Origin of the sequence: Exiguobacterium sp. s63 (assembly GCF_018617335.1) — a bacterium.
Taxonomy (GTDB): domain Bacteria; phylum Bacillota; class Bacilli; order Exiguobacteriales; family Exiguobacteriaceae; genus Exiguobacterium.
Genome location: NZ_JACSKB010000002.1, coordinates 124,332 through 140,291, shown reverse-complemented (window position 1 = coordinate 140,291; position 15,960 = coordinate 124,332). Strand labels below are relative to the sequence as shown.

General features: G+C 49.3%; 17 protein-coding genes. 9 read left to right on the top strand and 8 right to left on the bottom strand.

The window, feature by feature from the left end; all coding sequences use genetic code 11:
- Positions 1–8: 8 nt before the first annotated feature.
- Both KNO90_RS07500 and KNO90_RS07495 read right to left on the bottom strand, forming a co-directional pair.
- The gene (locus tag KNO90_RS07500; protein ID WP_215113345.1) at positions 9–1,304 is read right to left on the bottom strand and encodes a murein hydrolase activator EnvC family protein; all 1,296 of its coding nucleotides are present in this window, start codon (positions 1,302–1,304) and stop codon (positions 9–11) included.
- 295 nt (positions 1,305–1,599) lie between these two features.
- Positions 1,600–2,118, bottom strand: a complete 519-nt coding sequence (locus KNO90_RS07495) for a VanZ family protein (protein ID WP_215113344.1) — start codon at positions 2,116–2,118, stop codon at positions 1,600–1,602.
- Between the two features lie 161 nt (positions 2,119–2,279).
- On the opposite strand from KNO90_RS07495, the gene KNO90_RS07490 reads away from it, so the two are divergent.
- Entirely contained in the window at positions 2,280–2,753 is a 474-nt protein-coding gene (locus tag KNO90_RS07490; RefSeq protein ID WP_214739526.1) for a glutathione peroxidase, read from the top strand.
- A 34-nt stretch (positions 2,754–2,787) separates the two neighbouring features.
- Here the strand turns inward: KNO90_RS07490 and KNO90_RS07485 are convergent, their stop codons facing one another.
- Positions 2,788–3,702, bottom strand: a complete 915-nt coding sequence (locus KNO90_RS07485) for a CAP domain-containing protein (RefSeq protein ID WP_215113343.1) — start codon at positions 3,700–3,702, stop codon at positions 2,788–2,790.
- 13 nt (positions 3,703–3,715) lie between these two features.
- On the bottom strand, positions 3,716–4,168 hold the full coding sequence (locus tag KNO90_RS07480) for a MarR family winged helix-turn-helix transcriptional regulator (RefSeq protein ID WP_214739522.1): 453 nt from the start codon (positions 4,166–4,168) through the stop codon (positions 3,716–3,718).
- Positions 4,169–4,285: 117 nt separating this feature from the next.
- Between KNO90_RS07480 and KNO90_RS07475 the strand changes: the two genes are divergently transcribed.
- Both KNO90_RS07475 and KNO90_RS07470 read left to right on the top strand, forming a co-directional pair.
- Positions 4,286–4,699, top strand: coding sequence for an organic hydroperoxide resistance protein (locus KNO90_RS07475; RefSeq protein WP_214739520.1), 414 nt, complete (start codon positions 4,286–4,288; stop codon positions 4,697–4,699).
- A gap of 93 nt (positions 4,700–4,792) precedes the next feature.
- Positions 4,793–5,635 (top strand): metallophosphoesterase, encoded by an 843-nt coding sequence (locus KNO90_RS07470; protein WP_214739518.1) that lies wholly within the window; start codon positions 4,793–4,795, stop codon positions 5,633–5,635.
- Positions 5,636–6,243: 608 nt separating this feature from the next.
- Here the strand turns inward: KNO90_RS07470 and KNO90_RS07465 are convergent.
- From KNO90_RS07465 to abc-f, 3 genes are all read right to left on the bottom strand, one after another.
- Positions 6,244–7,146 carry a cation diffusion facilitator family transporter gene (locus tag KNO90_RS07465; protein WP_214739516.1) on the bottom strand — a complete coding sequence of 301 codons (903 nt, stop codon included), beginning with the start codon at positions 7,144–7,146 and terminating at the stop codon, positions 6,244–6,246.
- Positions 7,147–7,257: 111 nt separating this feature from the next.
- Complete coding sequence (locus tag KNO90_RS07460; RefSeq protein WP_215113342.1) at positions 7,258–8,016, bottom strand: hypothetical protein; 759 nt, start codon at positions 8,014–8,016, stop codon at positions 7,258–7,260.
- Between the two features lie 11 nt (positions 8,017–8,027).
- Positions 8,028–9,725 carry a ribosomal protection-like ABC-F family protein gene (gene abc-f / locus KNO90_RS07455; RefSeq protein ID WP_215113341.1) on the bottom strand — a complete coding sequence of 566 codons (1,698 nt, stop codon included), beginning with the start codon at positions 9,723–9,725 and terminating at the stop codon, positions 8,028–8,030.
- 367 nt (positions 9,726–10,092) lie between these two features.
- On the opposite strand from abc-f, the gene KNO90_RS07450 reads away from it, so the two are divergent.
- The 3 genes from KNO90_RS07450 (at position 10,093) to KNO90_RS07440 (ending at position 12,520) form a co-directional block, all read left to right on the top strand.
- Positions 10,093–10,998, top strand: a complete 906-nt coding sequence (locus tag KNO90_RS07450) for an MBL fold metallo-hydrolase (protein ID WP_251127398.1) — start codon at positions 10,093–10,095, stop codon at positions 10,996–10,998.
- 61 nt (positions 10,999–11,059) lie between these two features.
- A complete protein-coding gene (locus KNO90_RS07445) occupies positions 11,060–11,893 on the top strand; it encodes an aldo/keto reductase (RefSeq protein ID WP_215113339.1) in 834 nt (277 codons plus the stop codon).
- Between the two features lie 12 nt (positions 11,894–11,905).
- Positions 11,906–12,520 (top strand): PH domain-containing protein, encoded by a 615-nt coding sequence (locus tag KNO90_RS07440; protein WP_214739506.1) that lies wholly within the window; start codon positions 11,906–11,908, stop codon positions 12,518–12,520.
- Between the two features lie 43 nt (positions 12,521–12,563).
- Here KNO90_RS07440 and KNO90_RS07435 read toward each other — a convergent pair whose 3' ends face one another.
- A complete protein-coding gene (locus tag KNO90_RS07435; protein ID WP_214739505.1) occupies positions 12,564–13,082 on the bottom strand; it encodes a DUF1836 domain-containing protein in 519 nt (172 codons plus the stop codon).
- A 126-nt stretch (positions 13,083–13,208) separates the two neighbouring features.
- On the opposite strand from KNO90_RS07435, the gene trhA reads away from it, so the two are divergent.
- The 3 genes from trhA to KNO90_RS07420 all read left to right on the top strand — a co-directional run bounded on the left by trhA (position 13,209) and on the right by KNO90_RS07420 (position 15,952).
- On the top strand, positions 13,209–13,853 hold the full coding sequence (trhA, locus tag KNO90_RS07430; protein WP_214739503.1) for a PAQR family membrane homeostasis protein TrhA: 645 nt from the start codon (positions 13,209–13,211) through the stop codon (positions 13,851–13,853).
- 88 nt (positions 13,854–13,941) lie between these two features.
- Complete coding sequence (locus KNO90_RS07425; protein WP_214739501.1) at positions 13,942–14,637, top strand: DsbA family oxidoreductase; 696 nt, start codon at positions 13,942–13,944, stop codon at positions 14,635–14,637.
- Between the two features lie 97 nt (positions 14,638–14,734).
- Positions 14,735–15,952 (top strand): MFS transporter, encoded by a 1,218-nt coding sequence (locus KNO90_RS07420; RefSeq protein ID WP_214739499.1) that lies wholly within the window; start codon positions 14,735–14,737, stop codon positions 15,950–15,952.
- Positions 15,953–15,960 lie beyond the last annotated feature (8 nt).

Here is a 15,960-nt window from a genome sequence, read left to right as displayed (position 1 = left end):
TGTGTTTATTAGAAGAATGACGCTGGGTTGACTGTGCTTCCCGCGCTCGTTCCAGAGTACGAGTAGCCACCACGGTGGATTTCGAAGTGAAGGTGTGGTCCAGTCGAGTTCCCTGTGCTACCTAGCGCACCAATGTTTTGTCCTTGTGTCACGCGTTGACCTGCAGAAACGGATACTGAGCTCATGTGAGCATATACCGTCGTCCATACTTGTCCGTTGATCACGTGTGCGATCATGACGTGGTTCCCGTAAGCGCCACCCCAACCTGCACGGAGGACCGTACCTGTTTGAGCTGCATAAATCGGTGTGCCAACTGGACCTGCGATATCAAGTCCGTTGTGGAACGAATAGCCGTTCGAGCCGCTTGCTGGGCCCCATCCTTGTGAGAAACGTCCGTTTGCAGGGCGTTGGAACATGCCACCGCTCGCCGGTGCAGATGAAACAGGCGCCGCTGTCGCAGCTGAACCACTGTTCGAGCTTGAACCTTGTTGTTTTTTCGCTGCCGCAGCTGCTGCAGCCGCACGACGTGCTTCTTCTTCCGCACGACGTTGTGCTTCGATTTCAGATTGAATCGCTTTTTCTTGCGCTTTGAGTGTGTCTTCCATCTCTTTCAAGCTCATGAGTTTCGATTCAAATTTCACTTTTTCAGCTTCAAGTTTCTTGATTTTCGCCGCACGCTCTTTCATTTTTTGATCGAGTTCTTTTTGGCGCTTCTCAAGTTCTTCTTTTTGCTTCACGAGTGAATCGCGTTCTGCTTTTAATTCAGCTTGCGCTTTCGCGAGTTTATCTTTTGTTGCTTCATATTCTTCAAAGATCTGTTGGTCGTTCTCTTGAATCGTACCAGCAGTGATCATACGTGTGATCAAATCACCGAAGTCTTTCGAACCGAAGATGAACTCAGCCCAGTTGACTGACGAGCCACCGTTCTTTTGCATCGTCGCCATACGGTCTTTCATGAGTTCTTCTTGCTTCTTCATTTTTGCTTCGTACTTTTTGATTTGTGCTTGAAGCTTTTTAATTTTTTCTTCAGTTGCACGAATTTCAGCTTTCTTCTGAGCGACATCGTTGATGACGTCTTGGAGTTCAGCATCTAACTTGTTGATCTCTTGTTGCTCTTTGCTGATGGCTTGCTCACGTGATTGAATCGAAGAGTTTGCTTTCGACTGCTCGCTGCTATTCTTTTGTCGTTGTTCTTGTACTTTCTTCTGCTTCTCTGTAAGTGAGGCCGCATAAGTCGGTGACGTTCCGCCGATCAAGAGTGCGCCTAGAGTGACTGTTGCTGCAAATTTCTTCAAGTTACCCAATGTGCTTCCCTCCGCTGATTCCCGTGTATTTTTTATCTATAATCGTTCATGTGTTTTTTAATAAGATAAGTCGCGACATTTCGTTCGCTCTGTGACTCATTATAGCAATCTAAACCAAAAGTTATTTTACACTTATATTTCATTCGTATGACATTGACCGAATTTAGGTTTTATTCTTTAAAAAACGTGGGTATAAACAATATTTTATTTGGTTTATTGTCACAAAATAGTTTTAAAAAGAAAAAAAGCACTCGAAGAAAGCGCTTTTCACATAGTAACCTATTCATTTTTTTGACTACCTTAGTGCCACATAACCGGCCCGTTTTCCATTTTTCCGTTTCGAACGAAGCAATAGGAACCCACCAATCAAAACGACACCGGCCGCAGCACCCGTACTATCCAAAAGGACATCTTCTAACAGAGCAGTCCGTTCAGGGGTCAAACTCTGATGATACTCATCAAAGATTGCCACCGTGTTCACGAGTGCCCAGGCGAAGAGCAGGTTTAACCCGGCATGAAGATTCGTTCTCGAGATGGCTCTCACGAATAATGCACCGAGGACGAGGAATGTGACGACATGAGCTGTCTTCCGCATGAAGAACTCAATCAACCCTGCCGTCCCCAACGTATCGAGCGAGATTTCCTTTCCGGCGTAGTCGAACTGTACGTTTGCGAGGGTCGGTTCGATCCAGGTCCAATTGAATCGCTCGAGTGGCGAAACGATGGACTGGTCCGAGTAAGGCGTCGCACTCGATAAGAAGAGTCCGATTAAAATAAGCGCGATCCATATAAATTCATTTTTTAAAAGTCGCATAACACCGTTCCTTTCTACAACGATTTTCATTATACGGATTCTTTCTTCGGAAAGATGTAACAGCGACATCATGATTTCATAACAATTTGATTGCACGCAACGCGTTCAAAGTCGAGACTGTCTCTTTCTCTTGGTATACTACAGAAAAAGGGGGAATCACCATGATCTATGATTTTGAAGCGTTAGACATGAAAGGACAATTACAACCGTTAGCTACATATCAAGGCGACGTCTTACTCATCGTCAACACGGCGAGCAAATGTGGGTTCACGCCACAGCTTGAAGGTCTTGAGTCACTTTACAACACCTATAAGGGACAAGGCCTACAAATCCTAGGCTTCCCGTGCAACCAGTTCGGTCATCAGGACCCGGGCTCCAATGAAGAAATTCAAGAGTTCTGTCAACTGAATTACGGGGTCTCGTTCCCGATGTTCGCGAAAGTCGACGTAAACGGAAAGGACGCGCATCCGCTCTTCACCTATCTCTCAAAAGAAGCACCTGGGCTTCTCGGGTCGAAAGCGATCAAATGGAACTTCACAAAGTTTTTGGTCGACCGCGACGGGAACGTCATCGAACGTTTCTCACCTCAGACGACACCGGCTGAGATTGAAGATGCGGTGAAAAAACTCATCTAATATCAAAAAAGGATGGCTCCGGAGAGTCATCCTTTTATTGTGGTGTGATGAAATTAATCGTGTAAAACGGACTGTTCTCATCATTGTAGGCAAGTCCGACCGCCGCGTGAGTGAATCGAGGTTGCAAAATATTCTCCCGGTGCCCTTTCGAGTTCATGAGTCCCCAATGCGCATGGAACACACTCATCTGTCCCATCGCCAAGTTCTCCCCGGCCATCGAGTACGAAAGTCCCGCCTCATCCATTCGATCGAATGGGTCTTGTCCTTCAGGATTCGTGTGACTGAAGAAGTCGTTCTCCGCCATGTTCTGACTATGTGCCCGAACGACCGGGTAGAGTGGTTCGTAATCGGCTAACGCATTCAATTCAAACTTTTCGCGGTCCCAGTTCATGAGGATGCGCATCAACTGTTCATTGGCGACCGTCCCTTCCTTAGAGAGGTCACCATAATAGCCGTCACTCGCTTCTTCAACGCGACGATCGACCGACAAAATCCCTTTCAAGAGATCATCATCATGTTGATCAAAAAAGAAGGTGACGTACTGGCCATCAATCGCGAAAACGGAAAACGATGGGTCGTCTGGAATCAAGTATCGATTCAGCCCTTTATTATACGAAGTCACCGCCTCAAAGCCGATATCTTCGACTTGACCACGTGTCGTTTCATTCAGTACGAGACCACGATATGTGCTTCCCGTCTCGAACTGATAAAATCCTTTTTTCGCGCCGTCTTCGTCAATCAGTTCAAGTCCGCGATCACCGCCACGTTCGACTAAATACCAGTCGTGACCGGCGTACTGACTCGCAAACTTCGGTGCGTCCGCCGCCCGTTCGGTTGCCACCTCAGACTCAACCTGAATGCTCGTCGGGGCAGACACGTTCGGCATCTCATATTGCCAAGCCATATAAAGTCCAATCCCTATCAAGAGGATGATCAATTTTCGAAACATGGCTCCTCCTTCCTTACTGCTCGCGCTGACGCTCCCCGAAATCGTGTAATCTCGTCTTAATATCGGTGAGCATCTCCATATATGCGATATACGTCGCTTCATCTATATTTAGCATACCACTTACTTGTCGTGGCACATCCAACGCCTGCTCACGCAACGCGCTACCGCTTTCTGTCAATCGGACGACGATTTTTCGTTCATCATCGGTCGCGCGACTTTTTTCTACATAGCCGATTTGAATGAGCCGTTTGACGAGCGGTGACAACGTCCCGGAGTCGAGCGTCAACCGTGATCCGAGTTGCCGCAAATCCATTCCGTCCTCTTCCCATAAGACGAGCATCACAAGGTATTGACTGTACGTCAGGTTTAGCGGTGCTAAAATTGGGCGATATAACCGGGTAAGCTCTTTTGAAGCGGTATACAACTGAAAACAAATTTGATGTTCTAACTTTAACGATTGGTCCATGCATAATCCTCCGTACTCTTCTTTAGCCAAGCATATCACTTGCGAAACTTTTTGACTGCTCTATAATTTAAATTGTGCACAACTTAATTGTTAAAAATGAAATGGAGGAATTCAATCATGAAATCACTATTCACAGCATCAGCAACAGCAATCGGTGGCCGCGAAGGTCACGTGAAATCAACTGACGGCGTCATCGACATGAACGTCTCAATGCCTGGCGCGAAACACGTCGACGGTGCGACAAACCCGGAACAACTTTTCGCAGCTGGCTATGCGGCTTGCTTCGGTAGTGCCCTCAACCTCATCATCGGAAAAGAACGTGTGAAGACAGACGGTTCGAGCGTCACAGGTCACGTCACACTGAACCAAAACGATGAAGGTTTCTTCATTTCAGTCGAACTTGAAGTCGAGATCAAAGGTGTCGATCAAGCGACAGCGGAACATCTTGTCGAAGAAGCACACAAAGTGTGCCCTTACTCAAAAGCGACGCGCGGCAATATCGACGTCAAATTGACAGCAAAAGCAGCGTAATCTTTCAATCCCGCCTCCTGGAGCGGGATTTTTTTGATTCCTCGAATGCATCAAGGTAAGATAGAGGCACAAGATGAAAGGAGGCGAAGTGAGATGAAGATCCGAAAATCGACCCTTCTTTTTGCCATGCTCGGCATCTTGTTGCTCACGGCGACCTACAACGGGTTGACCGTCCGCACGTACAACGTGACCTCAGAAAAATTGGCAACAAATGAATCGCTTCGCATCGTTCTCCTTTCTGACTTGCACAGCGCCTCCTACGGCTATAAACAGTCCATTCTGATTGACCAAGTCCGCGCACAGGAGCCTGACCTGATCGCATTGCCAGGTGATTTACTCGACCGCTACCGTTCTCCTGATCCCGCATTTGATCTCATCGAAGGGCTCGCCGGCATCGCCCCCATGTATTTCGTAACCGGCAATCACGAAATCGATGGTTCGGACGATTATGTCCGTCACAACGTGAAGGAAGTCTTCCGTTCACACGGTGTCACCGTGCTCGAAGATGAGTGGGAAACAGTCACGATCAATGGGATCGAACTGGTCATCGGTGGATTAGAAGACCCGCTTCGCGGATTTAGAGAAAGCATCTATACGGACTGGGATGCGGAGTCGACGGTCGCGATGGAAGACATTGAAAGAGACGACACGTTCAAAGTCCTCCTGTCCCACCGTGCTGAGAAAATTGACACTTATGCCGAGCTTCCGTTCGATCTCGTCTTATCAGGACATGCTCACGGCGGACAAGTTAGAATCCCCTATGTGATGAACGGCCTATTCGCACCAGACCAGGGATTTTTCCCGAAATACGCGGGAGGTCTTTATGAACACGAGACGTTCACCCATATCATCGGCCGTGGATTCAACTATAGTTTCAATATCCCACGTATCTACAATCCACCAGAGATTGTCGTCATTGACGTGAACGGAAAATAACGGACACTCAGGCGAGTGTCCGTCAGACTGTAGACAAAGTATAGGTCTTATGCCCAATCCGGACATGGCTCGCTTTCCTAGGGGCAAGCAGGGAGCCGCATCGCGACTGCGTCACTGCTGGGTCTCCCTTTGCTTGCTATTCCCTCAGGAGTCTCGCCTGCCCGTTCTTGGTCACCTTTTGTCCTTCATCCCATATAATGGTGTGAGAAAAACACACAGGGGCGGATCTGATGATCAACAAGTCGACACCATCCATCCTTCACGGTCTGACGAACGGAACGGATGTTGAACAGCGGCCCGAGGAGGATAATCTCGGCGTTTACCTTCCCTTTCCACTAAAACATCGAGTCAAAGTAAATACCGAGCTTTTTCTTCGGCCGTCGTGGCCTTGGAAGAAGACAAACGACCGCCAGATGACGACCGTTTGCGTTGCTCGCCCGACGGCGCCCCGACTCCTACAGGAAAGCAATCCGACGGAGACCCAGCAGCGACCTAGGTCGCGATGCGGCTCCGGGATTGCCTGAGGAAAGCGTGGGCGCCGGAAGGACGAGTTCGAACATGTTATTTGTCAACAAGCTGACGGACACTCAGGCGAGTGTCCGTTTTATTTACCAAATAATTCGTTCTTCACAGCATTGACGCTCTCGTTCGACCTGTACCGTCGAGCGCTCGAACGTTCCATATTTCCGAATCCGTTCCGTCACTTGCCGCAAAATGTCTTGGTCATCCGTCTCTTCATCGATCAAGACATGACATGTCGCCGCATGCTCGCTCGAGGAGATGGACCAGACATGAAGATCGTGAACTTCCTTCACCCCTTCGATGCCCGCTATCTCTTCTTGCATCGCCCGGACGTCAATTTGCTCCGGCGACCCTTCCATCAAGATATGAATCGCATCGCGTGTCACCCGATAGCCACTGATTAAAATCAATATCGCGACAAACGCACTCGCGACAGGGTCCGCCCACGTCCAACCGAACAACATGATGAGGATCGCTGCCGTGATGGCTCCGACCGACCCGAGTAAATCTCCGAATACATGGAGTAACGCACTCTTCACATTCAAATTATCTTTCTCGCCACGCATTAAAATCCAAGCTGCTAAAATATTGACGAGCAGTCCGATGATGGCAACGATGAGCATTCCACCGCTCAAAATGTCTGGCGGTGCGCTTAGTCGCTGATACGCCTCAAATAGGATATAGATCGAGATGACGAGAAGCGTCACCCCGTTGATGAATGCTGCTAATATTTCAAAACGTCGATATCCGAACGTCCGACTTGGCGTCGCCGCTTTCGCCCCAAATCGAACGGCAAGGAAACTAAGCCCTAAGGCTGCCGCATCTCCAAGCATATGACCCGCATCTGATAAAAGGGCTAAACTGTTCGTCCATAGTCCGCCGATCACTTCGACGACCATGAACGCTGCGATCAGTACGAATGCAAGTAAAAGCGCTCGTTGATTCGCAGAATGATGATGATGATGGTCGTGATCATGATGATGTCCCATAACTGACTCCTCCTTCTACTCTTTATCTTATTCCATTTTCCGCAAACATTCAAACGTTCATTTGAATGTTTGCTAATAAAAAAAGCGAGAGAACGATTCTCCCGCTTCATGTCATTTATGTTCGAGACGGACACGCATGACGCCACTGTATGGGAACAGTTTCAATTGAACCGTCTTCCCCTCGAACCAAACCCCTGTCGTTTGTTCGCTTGTCGCTTGTACGTCCGGTGTCGCGAATGCCTGTTTGTCCCAATCGATCGCTCGCACTTTCTGGTCTCGTACCATGAGGAAAAAGCCATCGTAGAAATAATACTCATTCACTTGATCACGTTGAACAGCAGAAGGACTACCAAGTTCCGCACGAACGGACTCGATGTCTTTCCCAATCCAGTCAAGGGCGGTCTCCGAAGCATTCGGGACGACTTGTTGCCAAGCGGCAATCACCTCGTCATCGGACAACCGTGTAGCCTCTGTCGTCACACTCTCCTCCGTGACCCATCCCGTCAATCGTTCGTTCAACTGAACTTTGACAAAACCACTCACCGTCTCCAGTCGTTTAAACCGGTCACCGAGGTCGGCTTCGTAGACGACTGCGACCCGATCATCCCCATATACTTTCGTATACGGTTGTTCGATATAAATCATATCGGCGGATTCGGTTTCCTCATCAACGGGTTGTTCCGACTCCGAGTCGACCATTTCCGTGGCAATCTCATCCGATTCCGGCATCGCCGATTCTTGCTTCTTGTCAATCAATGCCGCGAACGCGATGATGCCGACTAAGGCGAGCACTAGTGCCAATGCCGTCGTGATGCGGAACACGCGTTTACGCTTCCGTGTCGTCGCACGCGACAATCTTCCTCCATTCATGTTCTTCACTCCTACTCGATTCGATTCATTTCACTCGTTTCGTCAAATGGTAGGAGGTTTCCTGCTTCATCAAAAAATTTCAATTCATCTTTTGTCAATTCGTCCATCGTTCGGACCATTTGTTCGACATCGACCGGCTTACCGGTATCATCGTTCTCACGTATGATGATGTGTTCCCCTAATTCAATCGTGCGCGAAGTCAAACGATGAAAGTAGCGGTCGTGGGAAATCAACAATAATCCACCCGGATAGACGGATATGGCCGCCTCGATTTGTTCACGCGTCGCCACATCCAAATAGTTCGTCGGTTCATCTAATGCCAACAGATGGGCATCCGAGAAATACAAGATGAGAAAGGCGATTCGACACTTTTCTCCCATGCTCGCCTCGGCAATCGGTCGATGCACCTCATCTCGTCGGAACAAGAAATGAGCGAGCAACGTCCGCGCCTCCGTTTCTCCGATCTCACTATTGGCGAGTAACGCCTCAAGTAACGTCCCCGTCTCCGGGAGACGCTCGAGCGTTTGAGAGAAATACCCGATCTTCAGACGAGGATGTCGCTTGATCACGCCTGAATGTGGCACTCGTTCACCAATCAGTACGTTCAATAACGTCGTCTTTCCGCTCCCGTTTGGTCCGGTAATCGAGATCCGTTCTCCTTTATTTATTGAGAAAGAGAATGGGTCATAGAACGGCTTCTCGTATCCAAACGTCACATCCTCACACGTCAACCACGTCTTCGCTTCGAGCTCATCCGCCGCAAAACGGACGGAGATGGTTTTCTCCTCTTTTGGCTTTTGCGGACGATTGTCTTCGAGCTGTCTGAGCTTTTGTTCCCTCGCCTTCATTTTGACGGCGAGATTGGCCGCTCCTTTTTGCGCCCCCGGACTGCGGACACTCGCTGTCGCTTTCGCCTTCAAGTGCCAGCCTTTGTACTGGGAAATCATGTCGAGCAGTTCTGCCTTACGACTCACGTAACGGGCATGGGCCCGCTCGTCACGCACACGTTCTTCTTCTTTTTGCTGTTTATACGCCGTATAGTTCCCCGGATATCTTGTGACCTCCCCATCCGACAGTTCGAGGATGACCGTCGCGACGTCGTCCATCAGTTGACGGTCGTGGGAGATGATGAGCACCGTTCCCTTGAACTGGTTCAACCACTTCGTGAGCCAGTGGATCGACTCGAGATCGAGATGGTTCGTCGGTTCGTCGAGCAGGACAAGGTCCACCTGGTTCATCATCAGTGTCGAAAGCTGTGTTCGCGTCTTCTCGCCCCCACTCAACTCGTTGATGTTCCGAGTGAGCTGTTTTTCTAGACCTAGTCGCGTCAACGCTCTTGTCGCCTCTTGCTCTAAGTTATATACATCGAGTGCGAGCGCCTGTTCATAGGACCGCATGACCCGCATCTCGTCACCAGAAGAAACATCTTCATAGAGCGCATATCGTTCAAGATCACTGCGCATCGTCCACTCGAGAACGGTCATGTCTGGCGATTCGATGGTCTGTCGGACGAGCCCGACCTGACCTTGACATTCAATCGTCCCGTCTTGCGGGGTCAACTCCCCTGTCACGAGTCGGAAGAGCGTCGTCTTCCCACTCCCGTTCAGTCCAAATAATACAGCGCGTTCTCCAGTCGCGACCTCAAAAGAGACCGCTTCAAATAATGGTTTCCGGTCGTAATCAAACCGGACTTGTTTCATTGCTAACATCTGTTTCACCTCGCTCATTTTTCCGATACGCGATGAAACAAAAAAACACCATCCGCTTCAAAGCGGTGGTGTGAAGGAATCCGTTCAAAGAGGAAAACGAGCGTTTCCCGCACTTGAAAAATGGACACACTTCACCCGTGACTGTTCAAGCGAACAGTGATGATTCGTCTCATCGTTGGAGTGAACGTGTATTTTTCATCGCACGGTGTACCTCTCTTTCCTAAGTTACTGCCACCTTATCAAATTGAAAGCGGATTCGCAAGCGTGCGCCCCACAATCTCCCATTTTTTCTACACCTTTAGGCGGATGCGATGTATGCTCCTCCGCGTTATGATGACAGTATATTCGAACAGTGAGGTGATGCATGATGCGCCGACGCATCCTCGTTCCGAGTGCCGTCTTGGCGAGTGTCGGAACGTTTCTTTATACACGATTCAAACGACGACTCCCTCGACCGCGTTTTAAATGGCCGGAACGTCCAGAACTGACAACCATTGATGAGACGCATGTGCAAGCGACGTGGATTGGCCATTCGACCGTCCTCATCCATTGGTATGGACTCAAAATTTTGACAGATCCCGTCTTCTCAAAACGAATCGGCGTTCATCTCGGACCGCTAACGATTGGGATGAAACGTCACACGGCTCCCGCCCTCTCGATCGAGGAGGTCGGTCCGGTCGACGTCATTCTACTTAGCCACGCCCATATGGACCACTTTGACCATAAAAGTTTGAAACGACTCATCACTCGCGAGACGATCGTCGTCACTGCCCCTGGGACGAGCCGCCTGCTCCGACGATACCCAAGTCTGCAGACGCTCGAACTACATCCACATGATAAAGTGACGCTTGCGAACGGACTCGATGTCCGCGCCATTCCCGTCAAACATTGGGGCAACCGTTTCCCGTGGGACAAACATATGGGCTATAACGGGTATTTGCTCAAATACAAAGGGATCCGGATGCTCTTTGCAGGAGACACGGCGTATACCGACTCCTTCAAAGGACTCGCGGACCGTGAACCGATCGACCTCGCCTTCTTCCCCATCGGCGCCTATCAACCGGACTCGTTCCAAGAGGCGCACTGCACTCCGGAACAGGCTTGGATGATGTACAAAGAGAGCGGGGCGAAGCGTTTCTTCCCGATGCATTGGGATACGTTCGTCCTCTCCTACGAGCCGGTCGAGGAGCCATATCACCGTCTCGTCGCGGCCGCAAAACTCGACCGTGACCAAATTGTGATCAAGTCGCATGGGGAGAGCATCCGCCTGTAGTTTTTCCTTTCCCTTCATCCAAAACTTCGGTAACGTTATAGACGAGAGGGAGGGATTTTTTATGGAATGGACGACGTTGAACAATAACGTCAAGATGCCGATGCTCGGGCTCGGTGTCTATAAGGTCGAAGACGGCGCGGTAACGGTCGATACGGTCAAAGCTGCGCTCGATGCGGATTATCGATTAATCGATACGGCCGCGATTTATCAAAATGAAGAAAGTGTCGGACAAGCGCTTCAGGAAGCAGGTATCTCACGGGAAGACGTTTTTGTGACGACGAAGCTTTGGAACGAGTTTCACGGATTCGACGAGGCGCTCCAAGCGTTTCAAGACAGCCTTGACCGGCTCGGACTCGAGTACGTCGACTTGTTCCTCATCCACTGGCCGATGCCTCGTTTTGGCAAATTCGTCGAAACGTATAAGGCACTCGAGCAACTGTACGAAGAAGGACGCGTCCGAGCGATTGGTGTCTCGAACTTTGAAATCGAGCATTTGGAACAAATCATTCAATCGTGCTCGATTGTACCAGCGGTGAACCAGGTCGAGATCCATCCATATTTGTCTCAAAAAGAATTGATTGCATTCTGCAAACGATATGACATCCAAATTCAAGCGTGGAGTCCACTCATGAAAGGACGCGAAGCGCTCGAAGATGAAACCATCGTCAAGATTGCGAACGCTCATGGCAAGTCACCGGCCCAAGTCATCTTGCGCTGGCACTTACAGAACGGCGTCGCGGTCATCCCGAAATCGGTCACTCCAAGTCGAATCAAAGAAAATATACAGGTATTCGACTTTACGTTGACGAATGAAGAGATGGCGGCCATCGATGCGCTCAACCGTGATGAGCGGACCGGCTCCGACCCGAAAGAGATGCATAAAATCCATTATTGAGGAGTGAATGACATGTTCAAAAAACTAGCTTCTGATTTGACCGGCTTCAGTGATATCGGTGAGGTGATCGACCCATCCGACTTCGACAAGGCGGATGCGGATGACTACGTCCTTCACGAAGACAATGAAAAGATTTACTTTTTGATCAAGTCAAAATCAGATGAGTATTGTTTCACCAACTTGTCGATGATCCACCTCGATGGAACGAGCGCCATCAGTTCGAAGCGCGTTCTCTATCGTTATCCGTATTCACATTATCCAATCAAGCACGTCATGTTCGAGACGGCGGGTACGGTCGACCTCGATGTCGAAGTCAAATTCTCAATCGGCGACAAAGCGTACTCGATTGATATCAATAAGAAACAAATCGAGCATGTCAAAGATTTGTATAAGGCACTCCTCGCGATTGAAGAGATCCAGCGGGAAGGTCGTCGTATGATGGAGTATGCGAATACGTCGCTCACGCACTCGGTGTCGATATTAAGTGGGCTCCGCGAAGGGGACATGAACGTCCCGAACACGTTCAAGGAATTGAACGAGCAAACGTTCGATTGGCTACAACGTCACTATCATGAGTGGAACCGAAAAGACTTCGGTTCGGTTTACGAGAAATACATCAACAACTAAAAAACAACGCCACCATAGACTCTTTGTCTACAGTGGCGTTGTTTTATTTATCATCAATCAACTGTTCGGCCAATCGTTGATACAAGTGGCTCATGTGTACGGCAGACGCAATGGCGAGCGACCGCTGGATACCATTCTCTTTTTCGACCGATGTGCTCAAAAGCGTGTCTGCCTGGGCTTCGAACGCTTCTAAATTCTTCACTTTTTGTGCCTGATACGCTTCATAAAAGTCCTCAAGTGAGAACGTCTCATCTGACTCATTTAATGGACGTAGCGTCTCTTTGATGTCATTGATCGACAAGAGACCTTTCATCTCATAAATCAAACTGAGTAACATCAGATGTTCATTCGTATACTTTTTATTTTTGACGGGATGAAACAACTTGCCCTTGGCGTAATTGTTGATCATCGTCTTCGTCAAAATCGTCTCATCCTCGTCTCGCTTCATCTTCCCATAGTGCTGCTCGAACAATTGGATGACCTGGTCCATGTATAAATCGACAGTCGGCAATACGTCCCTCGGGAGCGTCCCTTCCGTTTCGGTAATATTCTTCGCTTTCATCCGTCTCACCTCACCCTCAAGTATAAAGAAAACTCTCATTTGTCGAAAGGTACACCTTGCTGTTTGTTCTTCTTCAGTATATCATGTAGTTATCAATACTACATGATGTGATAAGGAGTGTTTTACATGCATTCGATTTTCCGTGAACCGATTAACGCGCTGACGCATCTCGCCGGTGCGGTACTCGCTTTCATCGCGCTCATCGCCATGGTCGTCAAAGCATCACTGCTTGGCTCGCCGCTTGCGATTATGGCCGCCATCCTATTCGGGATCAGCCTCGTCTTTCTTTACTTGTCGTCAGGTCTTTACCATAGCATCATCGCCTCACCAAACGTCATCGCCTTCTTCCGGAGAATCGACCATGCGATGATTTACGCATTGATTGCGGGTACATACGCACCGCTCACGCTACTCGCGCTCGAAGGACCGACGCGGTGGGTCCTCTTCGGAACGGTACACGCACTCGCTTTGTTCGGCATCGTTTTCAAACTCGTCTGGTTCCATGCCCCGCGCTTCTTATCGACTGCGCTCTATATCGGGATGGGTTGGCTGTCCGTCTTCTTTATCGGACCGCTCCATGACGTGATTGGCAACGCCGGCATCTTCTGGCTCGTCCTCGGGGGCGTCATGTATACGATTGGCGGACTCATTTATGGGTTCAAACCAAAATTCGTCAACTGGCGAGGATGGGGCTTCCATGAAGTGTTCCATTTGTTCATCTTGTTCGGAAGCTTTGCCCACTTCGTCTGCGTATTCTGGTATGTCTTTTAAGTCCTCCTCGTGGAGGGCTTTTTTTCATGAGCCGTTTCCTGTACTTTGAATTCAAGATTTCCTACACTAAGGCTAGGAGGGATTTATGATGAAAATTGAAGTATGGTCAGATTATGTCTGCCCGTTTTGTTATATCGGTAAGCGTCGTCTAGAGGAGGCGCTCGAACAGTTCCCACAAGCGGACCAAGTCGAAGTCGAATTCAAGAGTTTCGAACTCGACCCGAACGCCCCGACGAACGATTCACGCTCCATCTATGAGGCACTCGCGACGAAATATCGCATGCCGATTGAACAAGCGAAAGGAACGACAGCGCAAGTGGCTGCCCAAGCCCGCGAAGTCGGACTCGACTATGATTTTGAGAACATGGTCGTGACGGGTACGCTCGATTCGCACCGTTTGACGCATTATGCGAAGACGGTCGGAAAAGAAAAAGAATTATCGGAAGCGTTGCTTCAAGCGTATTTCGTCGATGCAAAACATATCGGGAATCATGATGTGTTGCTTGAAATCGCGACAAGCGTTGGTCTCGACCATGACGCGGTGCGTGACGTCTTGACGACGGATGTGTATACGGAAGACGTACGTGCTGAAGAGAAGCGCGCAAGCGACCTCGGCATCACAGGTGTTCCGTTCTTCGTATTCGACAACAAGTATGGAGTATCCGGTGCTCAGCCGACGGAAGCGTTCACGCAAGTGCTCGAAAAAGTCTGGTCTGAGAATAACCCGACGATCCAAGTCCTTTCGAACGGTGCGACGTGTACCGACGACAACTGTGATATTTGATTGATGAAGAAGCCGACGTTCGGCTTCTTTTTTGTGGTATTCTTCACTCTACTACTTGATAATAGTGATTAGCATATAAGAATCGAGGACTACATCTATGTGGAAAAATCGGAACGTCTGGATCATCTTGACGGGCGAATTCGTCGCCGGTCTTGGGCTATGGCTCGGTATCATCGGGAACTTGGAATTCATGCAAGACCGCGTTCCATCCGACTTTGTGAAAGCGGTCATTCTCGCCATCGGTTTACTCGCCGGGGTCGCCATCGGTCCGCTCGCCGGACGTTTGACCGACCAAGGCTCTAAGAAAAAGATCATGCTCATCTCAAGCATTGTCCGAGCGCTCAGCGTGCTCTTCATGTTCGTCGCCATCGAAACGGATTCAGTCGTGTGGATGGTCGTCTTTTTAATCATCTTACAAGGGTCGGCCGCTTTTTACTTCCCTGCCCTGCAGGCAGCGATTCCGCTCATCGTGAAAGAACGGGAACTCCTCGCCTTGAACGGTGTCCATATGAACGTTTCGACGTTGTCACGTGTCATCGGGACGGCGATTGCCGGTGTCCTCTTGACGCTCATCTCGCTCCGTAACGTCTATGCGCTCTCGCTCGTCGCTTATCTGTTGCTTGCGGTCGCGACGCTCTTTTTGAAACTCGATGAGTCGAAGACACCGTCCGCGAAAAAAATCGATGCGAAAGCGTCGAGCGGCTTCAAAGACGTCTTCCCGATCATCAAATCGATCCCGGTCATCTTCATGACACTCGTCATGACGCTCATCCCGCTCCTCTTTATCGGAGGGTTCAACTTACTCGTCATCAACATTAGTGAGTTGCAGGATTCGACAGCGATTAAAGGATGGATTTATACGGCTGAAGGACTCGCCTTCATGACAGGTGCCTTCATGATCAAACGAATCGGCGAAAAGTTCTCGGCGTTCTCGATTTTATTCTCGTTCTCGTTTTTGATCGGTGTCGCACAATTGATGCTGTATTTTGCGGATATCCCGTTCATGTCGATCGCCGCGTTCGTCGTCTTCGGATTCTCGGTCGGTTGCTTCTTCCCGACGGCCGTCACGATTTTCCAGACACGGATGCCAAAAGAATATCACGGGCGCTTCTTCTCGTTCCGAAACATGCTCGACCGGATCATCTTCCAAATCGTCCTTCTCGTGACGGGGTTCTTCCTCGACTTGATTGGACTTCAGCTTATGGTTGTCTTGTTCGGAGTCAGTTCGATTGCGATGACCGCAGCGTTCCTCGTCTATACACGTAAACATAAACTGCATATCGAAGAAGATGCCACAGAGAAGATGTCTTCTTAACAAAAACA